This is a genomic window from Pseudomonas sp. GW822-FHT03F04 (assembly GCF_058801405.1).
In genome coordinates, this window is record NZ_JBXANF010000002.1 from 236,748 (window position 1) to 248,056 (window position 11,309).

The following is an 11,309-nucleotide window of genomic DNA, read 5'->3' on the forward strand; positions in this document are numbered from 1 at the left end:
GAAAAAAAAGGCGCGCGAATTAGAACACAATGCGCGCGTCCGCCGATCCGCTTTTTCTCAGATCGATGCCCTGGCGAGTTTGAGCCGAACCGAACCATCGATGAAACCGAGTTGGTTGGTTTTCTTCACTCCGTTCTGAATCCGGGCGAGATTGAGCAAGAACGCTTCCCGGTGAGTGCGTACCTGATCGAGCATGGAAACTGCCAGAGAGTAGGAGTCTGCGTTGAGCAGTGCCGGGTGTTTTTTCACCAGTGTCGGCAAAGTATTCTCAATGAGCCCCAACAGCTCGAATCCCTCATCATTGATAGCCTTGAAATGCGGATTGGACAGGTTTTTAGGGTGCGCCTTGTGGGCGTCCTTGGCGAAATCCAGTAACCCGGCCACGTCCATATCCGCAGGCCCGGCCCCGGCGTGTTTCATTTGCCCGTAGTACAGATCCAGCGAATCCGGCGCGCCGTGCGCCATTTCATGAATCAGTACATCACCGATTCGGCCATCATCGTACTTCGCCATACGGTAATAATCGTCCAGACCTTCGGGGTAGATCACCAGAAACCGCTCAGGTGTGTTTTTCAGATACGAACCATCGAGGACGCTGGTCTTCCAGCGCTTGTAAACCACCGGGCGCAACGCAGCGTTAGCCTCTGAGCCTTTTCTGAAAGACATGTTGGCGAGCGTGACGAAGTCCAGATCGTTTCGCATTTTGTGCAAGTTTGACTTCACATGCTTGAGCACTTCATCGGAGTCATTGCCGAAAACATGCTTGAGGACGGCTCGCACGTCAGCGCTGTCGGTATCCAGAAGCATCAGCGTCGCATTGTCGAGTTTCGACTTGGCGGCCGGCAGTGCTTTTTTCACATAGGCCCGGGTGTAACTGAAAGGCTTGGCACGACCGAAAAACTGTCGAAGTGGCGCCAGTGGTGACACCTTCAGGTTTCTCAATGTCGGCCCCCATGCACCGCCAACCCTCAGGTTCAAGGCGTACCAGTCACTGTTGCGCTGAAGTGCCAGCAGATTGACCGGATCCCCCAGGTCATCCGCCGCTTTCCAAGTGCCCTGAAACAAATCGGTTTTTTGCGCGGCCTTGACCAGGTCATAAGACTGAGCACTGCCCGTCAGCCTGCGCAGTTGGCCAGTGGCGGTTTCCACGGCGTTGAGCCCGTGTTTGCTCAGGAGCAGGGCACCTTTCCTGGCCAGTCGTCCCCCTTGCACAGCCAGCGCCGGCAAGCCATCGAGCGGATTGAAGATCGACACTGAAAAGTGAACACCCGCCTTGGCAATACTCAGAACTTTGGCAGTCGTAGATGTCGTCTTGCCGACGACGCCGACAATTGTGGCCCCGAACCCGACTACCAGCCCCAACAGCGCCAGTCCATCGAGTATGCAGCCGCCGATGCCTTCGGATACTCGATGTGCATCGCCGGAGCGGATGTCCTCAATGCATTTTTTGAAGGGCACGATCACATTGATGATGGCGTCATTCACTGTTTCGTTATCGACGCGTATCTTTTGCAACTCGGTCTGCGCGTACAACGCCGAGTAAAGTTCTTCACGGCTGGCTACCGGGTGATTGCCCAATACGCCCTCAGCCAGCGCTTCCAGCGCTCGGGAAAAGAACAGTGGGACTGGCTGGACTTCATCTGAAGCCAAGGCGAAATTCCAGAGTTTTTCTACGATTACACTGGACGTCAGCCCTCGTTTCGGCTCGCTGCCATTCAAATAGGCATCAACGTCGAGAGGCCATTGCCGCTCAGGTTTTTTGGGTTGAAAGTCCGTATCGGCACCCGAATAGGACAGTGATTGCTCTTCGAACGCCACACTGCTGGATTGCAGCATATCGGCCAACTCCGGTCGTTCGCGACAGAGTCCCCTGAGCGAAAACAGCTCGTAACAGCGAAAAACCTTGCCTTGCTGGCATCCCAGGATAATGCCGTAACGGCCCTTGGCAGCATTGCGCTGGCGTAGGGTTTCCTCAAATGGATTAAGAGGATTTACCGATTTTCGGACGGTATATAAGGTAATCAAGCCATTGGCGATCATTGTCCTGTCACGCTCTGGCAAGTGGGAGACTGCCATTTTCAGGATGGCCGCCTGGGACTTATTGAGTGTCTGGTGGTATTGCTCAAAAGCCTTGTTGAATATCGAATCAATCGGTTTCAGTTCACTGAGTCGTGAAAAAGCGCCAGGGGGCGAGTTGAGTTTTTCCGTGGTCATGAACTTGTCAGTCAGTTTGCCGTTTACGACCAGATCACCCGACATGTAAAGGTCGAGAACCGAAGCGCGCAGTCTCTCTATCTTGGAGTTTTCGCCCGATACATTACCGAGACTGACCGGATGATAAAGAATCAACCATTCAAGAAAATTGCGCTCACCCAATGCAGGATCGAATTTGGCCTTGAATACTTTTTCTTCAAGATAATCACCCTCAGGCATAACGCGTTTCAGTTCTTGCAACGCCAACTCCCGCCGATCAGGCGGCACAATCGCAATCCCCGTTTCGACGTCATTCAACGCTTCCACATATTGGCTGAAACGGTTGGCGGCGGTGGTAAAAGCGTTCAGGTCATCGTCGTTGCCGGTGATATCAGGCAGGACACCGTTGAGCATTGCCCATTGGATGATGGGTGCGATGGTCGTCAACTCGTGCAGCGTGCGCTGAGCTGTACTGACGGGCGCCAATTCCGAAAACGCCTTGATCCGGTCGTAGGTCATCAAGCGCGATGCCCCGGGTGCCGTCAGCTCGATCAGTGCGACAGCCTGAGACACGATCACCCAACCTGGCTTGCCGATGGTCAACTCGGCGGGCGTTTGTTGAACCAGTAACTGTGGTGCGGCGCAGGCCAGCAGCAGGTGAGCAGCCAACGGAGCGTAGAGCGGGTCCAGTTGCAATTCGCGGGTCAATTGCCATTCAAACGCTTCAACCACCTGCGGCGCCGTTTTGGCAGCATTGCTCGGGTGATACAACTGAAAACCGGCAATGACTTTCGCATGCCGTTCGACTTCAAATCCGAGATCGAGAATCAGCGCCGTAGCCACCATGCATTTGATCTGCCGCGAGGCCACTTCTTGATGGTCTGCGTCCAGATGCCATCCGAGGCGATCATGCAGACGGATGCCCAGCGCAACGGCCTCGGGTGTCTGCAGTAAATGATCCAGATAAATGGCTGCACGCTCGCGTCTCAGGCTGGCCGGGAGCGACTTGTAGTCCGGCGTGGCGATATGTTGCAGCAGACTGCCCCGGCTCTGTGTTGTCTCCTTCGCGATCTGCTTGATCGTTTGACGTTCGACGGCCGAAAGGTGGAAGGCTGATTCGGCAGGCGCCATCAGCAATTCGTGATAATCCCCGGTCACCGGGCTGTCCGGCAGTTGAAATTCCAGCCAGGCAATCAGATCGCGTACTTCGGCAACGGTGGAGGGCAGTGTGTATTGATGAAAGTTCAGCCATTGCTTGAGGCCAAACACCTCGGCGCAAAACACATAACCACCGGTTTGTAACGCACACTCACCAAGCGTGAGGATGTCCTCTCGCAGTTCGGAGGTGATCACGGCGTCGTGGGTGATTTCAACCCAGGAATCATTGACCCATACCCTGAGTCTGGCCTGTTCGTCGATGCACACGACAGTGCCGACAGGCAGAGAATGTTTCTCTGCGAGAAATAGAAAGTCTTCGGTTTCCAGCATCTTCGACAAGGCGATGCGGGCATATTCGACAGCGCTGTCAAACGTGGTGTCCGACAGGCGTGAAACAGTGGTGTAGTGCAAGTCAACGGATTCACCGTGCGCACAGTTATCCGCAATACCTGAGAGTGTTAAAACGATGCTGGCTTTCTCTGCCTGATCAAGTTTCTGGCGTTCGGCGAAATACCCGGAATCAAACACAACATTATCAACACCCAGCAGGCTTCCGTTCTGTGCAAGTTGCATGAACAATTTATCCTTGAATTGTTTGTACGGTAGTGGACCTCCCTGTGTGTGAAAGTTGGAGATGCAACAAACTCACAACTACGGGGGCGGCGCCAGAGTAAGTGTGTTTTGCCGCGAGTGGATAGTTGTAGTTGGTTTCAAAGTTGGTCAGGGCAGATTGAAGACCTGCCCGTTGGATTTTTCTCGGATGGAAGTTTCGGTCTCAGGATTGACCAAGAACTGATTTTACCTTGTCACGCAATTGATCAATGGAAAACGGCTTGCCGATCACATGCATGTCTGCCGGCACTTCAATGGTTTCGGCATAGCCGCTGGCGAACAGAATGGGTAGAGCAGGGCGCAAGTTGCGCGCTTCAGTAGCCAATTGACGGCCATCCATGATCGGCAAGCCGACGTCGGTCATCATCAGGTCGATGTGTTGATTCACATCCTTGATGATCTCCAGCGCCTGCTCGCTGCCGTCCGCTTCCAGAACCTTGAACTCCAATTCCTCCAGCACGTCGACGATCAGCATGCGCACGATGGCATCGTCTTCTACTACAAGGATGGTGGACGCAGTGGTGGACATAGTGGCGGCTCTCAAGAATGGGGAGGGTGGCGCCGGTCGATCAAAATTGCCGGGCTCTTGCATGAGTAAGTGGCGCATAGCCACAAGTTCCCGAATGGATACAAAAAAGAATAGGTGCAAACGGGCGGGCAAGGATAACCGTTGGCCTGTGAATCGGCGCAGGCAAATGTGGGAAAACAGTGCTAACACTGTGAGAAAAATGGATCCATGCCGCCGTTTTGGGGCAAACTCCTTGGTTTTCAACAGTTCGACAAGGCTGCCACATGTCCTCTCCGTCTTCGGTTGATGAGCAACGGTTTCGCAAACTACTGAGTCGCAACGTCAGCCTGCCTTTGGGTGTGGGCGCAATCAGCGCGGTGTTCTTCGTTTGCCTGATCACCTATCTGTTGTCGGTGATCCAGTGGGTGGAACACACCGACCGGGTGATCAATAACGCCAATGAAGCGGTGAAACTCACCGTCGACCTGGAAACCGGCATGCGCGGTTTCCTGCTCAGTGGCGACGAACACTTCCTCGACCCGTATGAAACGGCGAAGCCGCGTATCTCCGTAGCGCTCAACACCTTGCTTGAACTGACCGCCGACAACCCGGTGCAGACCGACCGCCTGCGTCGCCTGCAAGCCTTGCAAACCGAGTGGGCGACCTACGCGCAATCGATGATCGACCTGCAGCGCGCCAGCGGCGACTACAAGGCCGCGGTCAAGGCCGGGCGCGGCAAACGCCTCACTGACGAGATCCGCAAGCAATTCGAGGACGTGATCGATACCGAGCAGACGCTGCGCACCACGCGCAACGAAGATGTGCGCCGCACCACCATCTGGAGCATCAGCCTGTACCTGCTGTTCATCGCCGGTATCAGCGGTTTGCTGGCTTATATCGGTCGTCGCGATCTGCTCAGCCTTTCCAGTAGCTATGGCGCCAACCTCGCTGCGCAAAAGGCCAGCGCAGAACGCCTGGAGCAGCAGGCCTGGCTGCGCACGGGCCAGACCGAGCTGGCCGAACAAGTCCTGGGGCAACTGACGCTCAATCTGCTGGGCCGCAACATTCTGCAGTTCTGTGCCCAGTACCTTGGCACTGCCGTGGCTGCGTTGTATGTACGCGAAGAGCATGGCGGGCTCAAACGCGTGGCTAGCTATGGTTTCTCCCGCGAGCAGGAAGAGCAGGAACAATCGATCTACAGCGGTGAAGGCATTGTCGGCCAGGTCGCGCAGCAGGCGCGGCTGATTCGTCTCGATTCGGTGCCGGCCGACTACTTCAAGGTCAGCTCCGGATTGGGCGAAGGCCTTCCACACAGCGTGCTGGTAGTACCGACCAGCGATGACGACCGGGTCAACGGCGTGATCGAGCTCGGCTTCCTGCGTCCGCTCACCGAGCGTGATGTGGCGCTTCTGGAACGGATTGCCGGCAACATCGGCACATCCATCGAAGCGGCGCGTTACCGTCAGCGTCTACAGGAAGTGCTGGCCGAAACCCAGCAGCTCAACGAAGAGTTGCAGGTGCAGCAGGAAGAACTCAAAACCGCCAACGAAGAACTGGAAGAACAGTCGCGGATTCTCAAGGAGTCCCAGGCGCATCTGGAAACCCAGCAAGTCGAGCTGGAGCAGACCAACGAGCAACTGGCCGAACAGGCCCAGACCCTGGCCGAGCAACGCGACGCCATGGACCAGAAGAACACCGAGCTCAATCAGGCTCAGGTGCAACTGGAAGAGCGCGCCGAAGAGTTGCAGCGTTCGAGCAAATACAAATCCGAATTCCTCGCCAACATGTCCCACGAACTGCGCACGCCGCTGAACAGTTCGCTGATCCTGGCCAAGCTGCTGGCGGAAAACCCGCAGGACAACCTCAGTGCAGAGCAGGTGAAGTTTGCCGAGTCGATCTATTCCGCCGGCAACGATCTGCTCAACCTGATCAACGACATTCTCGACATTTCCAAGGTTGAAGCCGGCAAACTCGAAGTGGTCCCGGAAAACACCAGCGTGGCGCGCCTGGCCGAAGGCCTGCGCGGTGTATTCGAACCACTGGCGGCGGACAAGAAACTGGCGTTCAGCGTCGAGTTGCAGCCGGACGCACCGATTACGCTGTTCACCGATCGCCAGCGTCTGGAGCAGGTCATCAAGAACCTGCTGTCCAACGCCGTGAAATTCACCGAACACGGCACAGTCAGCCTGACCATCGCCGGACAACCGGACGATCGCATTGCCTTTATCGTGCGCGACTCGGGGATCGGGATTGCCCAGGACCAGCAGGAAAGCATTTTCGAAGCCTTCCGCCAGGCCGACGGCACCACCAACCGCAAATACGGCGGCACCGGGTTGGGCCTGTCGATCTCCCGGGATCTGGCGACCTTGCTGGGCGGCTCGATCAGCGTCAGCAGCGCGCCGGGGCAGGGCAGTGCCTTTACGCTGGTGTTACCGCAGCAATACAGCGAACCGGGTGATACGCCGGTTGCACCGCTGACCTTCAGTCCGCCGGCGTCCGCACCGGTCATTACACCTGCCGTCGCGGTGTCGCCGCTGGCGTCCGTCGACATCCCGCGTTTCAACGACGACCGCAACAAGGCACCGTTCGATACCCGCTGCATTCTGGTGGTGGAAGACGAGCCGAATTTTGCCCACATCCTCTACGACCTGGCCCACGAACTGGGCTATCAGTGCCTGGTCGCCCACGGTGCGGATGAAGGTTATGACCTGGCGAAAGAGTTCGTGCCGGACGCGATCCTGCTGGACATGCGCCTGCCGGACCACTCGGGCCTGACCGTTCTGCAACGCCTGAAAGAACACGCCGAAACCCGGCACATCCCGGTGCACGTGATTTCTGTGGAAGACCGCGTCGAAGCGGCCATGCACATGGGCGCTATCGGCTACGCGGTCAAACCGACCACCCGCGAAGAACTCAAGGACGTGTTCGCGCGCCTTGAAGCCAAGCTGACCCAGAAGGTCAAACGCGTGCTGCTGGTCGAGGACGACGATCTGCAACGCGAAAGCATCGCCCGCCTGATCGGTGATGACGACATTGAAATCACCGCCGTCGGCCTGGCACAGGACGCGCTGGAGCTGCTGCGCACGACGATCTTCGATTGCATGGTCATCGACCTGAAGCTGCCGGACATGCTTGGCAACGATCTGCTCAAGCGCATGTCCACCGAAGACATCTGCTCGTTCCCGCCGGTCATCGTCTACACCGGACGCAACCTGACCCGCGATGAAGAGGCCGATCTGCGCAAGTATTCGCGTTCGATCATCATCAAGGGTGCGCGCTCGCCGGAACGTCTGCTGGATGAGGTCACACTCTTTCTGCACAAAGTCGAATCGCAGTTGTCCCATGAACGGCAGAAGATGCTCAAGACCGCGCGCAGCCGCGACAAGGTCTTCGAGGGTCGCAAAGTGCTGCTGGTGGACGACGATGTACGCAACATCTTCGCCCTGACCAGCGCGCTGGAAACCAAGGGTGCAGTCGTGGTGATCGGCCGTAACGGTCGCGAAGCGATTGAAAAACTGAATGAAGTCGAGGACATCGACCTGGTGCTGATGGACGTGATGATGCCGGAAATGGATGGTTTTGAAGCCACCATGGAAATCCGCAAGGATCCGCGCTGGCGCAAGCTGCCGATCATTGCGGTAACGGCCAAGGCCATGAAGGATGATCAGGAGCGCTGCCTGCAGGCGGGCGCCAATGATTACCTGGCCAAGCCCATCGACCTGGATCGCCTGTTCTCGCTGATTCGCGTGTGGTTGCCGAAGATGGAACGCATTTAGTGGAACGTAGTTACTCAGCAGAACGAAACAGCGAAATCGAATTGCGCTTGCTGATCGAGGCGATCTACCTCAAGTACAGCTATGACTTTCGTGACTACTCCGGCGCGTCGATCAAGCGCCGGGTGCAACATGCGTTGAGCCAGTTCGAATGCGCGACGATTTCGGCGTTGCAGGAGAAGGTCCTGCACGACCCGACGGCGTTCATGCAATTGCTGCAATTGCTGACGATTCCGGTCAGCGAGATGTTCCGCGATCCGTCGCACTTCCTGGCGATCCGTCAGGAGGTGGTGCCGCTGCTCAAGACGTATCCGTCGATCAAGATCTGGATCGCCGGGTGCAGCACCGGTGAGGAGGTCTATTCGATGGCGATTCTGTTGCGCGAGGAAGGCTTGCTCGACCGCACGATCATCTACGCCACCGACATCAACCCGCGCTCGCTGGACAAGGCCAAGCAGGGGATCTTTTCGATGGAAAACGTGCGCGCCTACACCGCCAACTATCAGCAGGCCGGCGGTCAGCGCTCGTTCGCCGACTACTACACTGCTGCGTATGGCTACGCGATTTTCGACAAGAGCCTGTGCGAGAACGTGACCTTCGCCGACCACAGCCTGGCGACGGACAGCGTATTCTCTGAAACTCAATTAATTTCATGTCGTAACGTGTTGATTTACTTCAATAAAAAACTTCAGGATCGAGCATTCGGATTGTTCCATGAGTCGTTGTGCCACCGAGGCTTCCTGGTGTTGGGCAGCAAGGAAACGCTGGATTTTTCCGGCTATTCCAACCAGTTCGAGCCCTTGGTGAAACAAGAACGGATCTACCGCAAATCATGAACAGTGCAGCGGACTTGCCTCGGGTCGAGGCGATTGTGGTCGGGGCTTCCGCCGGTGGCGTCGAGGCCTTGTTGACGATGCTCGGTTCGCTGCGGTCAGGGTTCGGGCTGCCGATCATCATCGTCCTGCACCTGCCGGAAGAGCGGCGCAGCCAGCTCGCCGATGTGTTTGCCCGGCGAGTGGCGTTACCGGTCGCCGAAGCCATCGATAAACAGGACATTCAGCCCGGCACCGTGTATTTCGCCACACCGGGCTATCACCTGTCGGTGGAACAGGACCGCAGCCTGTCGTTGAGCCTGGAAGACCGCTTGCATCATTCGCGGCCTTCGATCGATTTCCTGTTTGAGTCCGCAGCCGATGTCTACGGCCCGGCGCTGGCTGCCGTGCTGCTGACCGGGGCCAATCACGATGGCGCGCGGGGCCTGGCGCAGGTCAAGCGCCATGGCGGGCTGACCATTGTTCAGGATCCGGACGACGCTCTGGTGGCGACCATGCCCGAGGCCGCCCTGAAGATTCATCAACCGGATCACATACTTCCCATACGCGGCATCGGCCGTCTGCTTGTCGAGCTGGAACGAATCGCATGCTGAGTAATATCCAGGCAAAACTGCTGATCGTCGACGATCTGCCCGAGAACCTGCTGGCTCTCGAAGCGCTGATCAAACGCGAAGACCGCACCGTCTACAAAGCGCTGTCGGCGGACGAAGCGCTGTCGCTGCTGCTGCAACACGAATTCGCCATGGCCATCCTCGACGTGCAGATGCCCGGCATGAATGGCTTTGAACTGGCCGAGCTGATGCGCGGCACCGAGAAAACCAAGAACATCCCGATCATCTTCGTCAGCGCTGCCGGCCGTGAACTGAATTACGCGTTCAAGGGTTATGAAAGCGGTGCCGTGGATTTCCTGCACAAGCCGCTGGATATCCACGCGGTGAAGAGCAAGGTCAACGTATTCGTCGACCTGTATCGCCAGAGCAAGGCGATGAAGCAACAGGTCGAAGCCCTCGAACAGAGCCGCCGCGAACAGGAAGCGCTGCTTCAGCAATTGCAGAGCACCCAGGGCGAACTGGAGCAGGCGGTGCGCATGCGTGACGATTTCATGTCGATCGTCGCCCACGAAGTGCGCACGCCGCTCAACGGCCTTATCCTCGAAACCCAGCTACGCAAGATGCACCTGGCCCGGGACAACGCCGCCGCGTTCACCCTCGACAAGATGCACGCGATGGTCGACCGCGACGAGCGCCAGATCAAAAGCCTGATCCGCCTGATCGAGGACATGCTCGACGTGTCGCGGATCCGCACCGGCAAGCTGTCGATCCGACCGAGCCGTTTCGATCTGGCGCAACTGGTCGGCAACCTGCTGCAAAATTTCGCCCAGCAGATCGAAGCGGCCGAGACCGAAGTCAGCTTCACCGCCGCCGAACCGGTGGAAGGGCAGTGGGACGAATTCCGCATCGAGCAAGTGGTGTCGAACCTGCTGACCAACGCCTTGCGTTATGGCGGCAAGAGCCCGGTGCAGGTGCGGGTTTATCGCGAAGGCAATGAGGCTCGGGTCGAAGTCGCGGACCAGGGCATCGGTATCAGCGAGGAGAATCAGAAACGCATTTTTCAACAGTTCGAACGGGTTTCCGCCAAGACGGTGGTGGCCGGCCTCGGGCTGGGTCTGTTCATTTCCGAGCAGATCGTCGCCGCCCATGGCGGTTCCATCGTCGTCGAGAGCAAGATCAACGAAGGCGCCCTGTTTCGCGTTTGTCTGCCGCTCCAGGAAAACGGCGAAACAAACGCAACCTCTGAGTGACCACACGGTCGTATCAGCAGCTATTGACCGAACAAAGGCTTCCCATGAGCGTAGATGCACAAGATGTAGTACTCGTCGTCGAGGACGAACCGGTGATCCTGATGGTCCTGACCGATTATTTGTCAGGCCAGGGCTATCGCGTGTTGCAGGCCGAAAACGGCGAGCAGGCGTTCGAGATTCTGGCGAGCAAGCCGCATCTGGACATGTTGATTACCGATTTCCGCTTGCCGGGCGGGATCTCCGGCGTGCAGATCGCCGAACCCGCCGTCAAATTGCGACCTGATCTGAAAGTGATCTTCATCAGCGGCTATCCGCAGGAAATTCGTGAGACCGGCAGCCCGATCACGCGCCGGGCGCCGATCCTGGAAAAACCGTTCGATCTGGATGTGTTGCAGGAGAAGATTCAGGAACTGCTGGCCTGAGGCGTCAAC

7 protein-coding genes are annotated in these 11,309 nt (G+C 57.3%); 5 read left to right on the top strand and 2 right to left on the bottom strand.

Translation table 11 applies throughout. The features are described 5' to 3' along the window. Window positions 1-57 precede the first annotated feature (57 nt). Complete coding sequence (locus AC1RMX_RS04845; protein WP_493070734.1) at window positions 58-3,924, bottom strand: hypothetical protein; 3,867 nt, start codon at window positions 3,922-3,924, stop codon at window positions 58-60. A gap of 202 nt (window positions 3,925-4,126) precedes the next feature. Next, the gene (locus AC1RMX_RS04850) at window positions 4,127-4,492 is read right to left on the bottom strand and encodes a response regulator (protein WP_096820366.1); all 366 of its coding nucleotides are present in this window, start codon (window positions 4,490-4,492) and stop codon (window positions 4,127-4,129) included. Between the two features lie 263 nt (window positions 4,493-4,755). Here AC1RMX_RS04850 and AC1RMX_RS04855 point away from each other — a divergent pair, with 263 nt between their 5' ends. The 5 genes from AC1RMX_RS04855 to AC1RMX_RS04875 are packed head-to-tail and all read left to right on the top strand — an operon-like array spanning window position 4,756 to window position 11,300. Then, on the top strand, window positions 4,756-8,247 hold the full coding sequence (locus tag AC1RMX_RS04855; RefSeq protein WP_192560860.1) for a response regulator: 3,492 nt from the start codon (window positions 4,756-4,758) through the stop codon (window positions 8,245-8,247). Then, window positions 8,247-9,080 (top strand): CheR family methyltransferase, encoded by an 834-nt coding sequence (locus AC1RMX_RS04860; protein ID WP_096820368.1) that lies wholly within the window; start codon window positions 8,247-8,249, stop codon window positions 9,078-9,080. The genes AC1RMX_RS04855 and AC1RMX_RS04860 overlap by 1 nt, the downstream gene beginning before the upstream one ends. Then, window positions 9,077-9,670 carry a chemotaxis protein CheB gene (locus AC1RMX_RS04865; RefSeq protein ID WP_096820369.1) on the top strand — a complete coding sequence of 198 codons (594 nt, stop codon included), beginning with the start codon at window positions 9,077-9,079 and terminating at the stop codon, window positions 9,668-9,670. Before AC1RMX_RS04860 ends, AC1RMX_RS04865 begins: the two co-directional genes overlap by 4 nt. Further along, window positions 9,664-10,878, top strand: a complete 1,215-nt coding sequence (locus AC1RMX_RS04870) for a hybrid sensor histidine kinase/response regulator (protein WP_096820370.1) — start codon at window positions 9,664-9,666, stop codon at window positions 10,876-10,878. Before AC1RMX_RS04865 ends, AC1RMX_RS04870 begins: the two co-directional genes overlap by 7 nt. A 44-nt stretch (window positions 10,879-10,922) precedes the next feature. Next, window positions 10,923-11,300, top strand: a complete 378-nt coding sequence (locus tag AC1RMX_RS04875; RefSeq protein WP_007954537.1) for a response regulator — start codon at window positions 10,923-10,925, stop codon at window positions 11,298-11,300. Window positions 11,301-11,309: the final 9 nt, after the last annotated feature.

Bases quoted from the DNA above. Each gene is read 5' to 3' on its own strand.
- AC1RMX_RS04845 (WP_493070734.1), bottom strand. From the start codon at position 3,924: ATGCAACTTGCACAGAACGGAAGCCTGCTGGGTGTTGATAATGTTGTG.
- AC1RMX_RS04850 (WP_096820366.1), bottom strand. From the start codon at position 4,492: ATGTCCACCACTGCGTCCACCATCCTTGTAGTAGAAGACGATGCCATC.
- AC1RMX_RS04855 (WP_192560860.1), top strand. From the start codon at position 4,756: ATGTCCTCTCCGTCTTCGGTTGATGAGCAACGGTTTCGCAAACTACTG.
- AC1RMX_RS04865 (WP_096820369.1), top strand. From the start codon at position 9,077: ATGAACAGTGCAGCGGACTTGCCTCGGGTCGAGGCGATTGTGGTCGGG.
- AC1RMX_RS04870 (WP_096820370.1), top strand. From the start codon at position 9,664: ATGCTGAGTAATATCCAGGCAAAACTGCTGATCGTCGACGATCTGCCC.
- AC1RMX_RS04875 (WP_007954537.1), top strand. From the start codon at position 10,923: ATGAGCGTAGATGCACAAGATGTAGTACTCGTCGTCGAGGACGAACCG.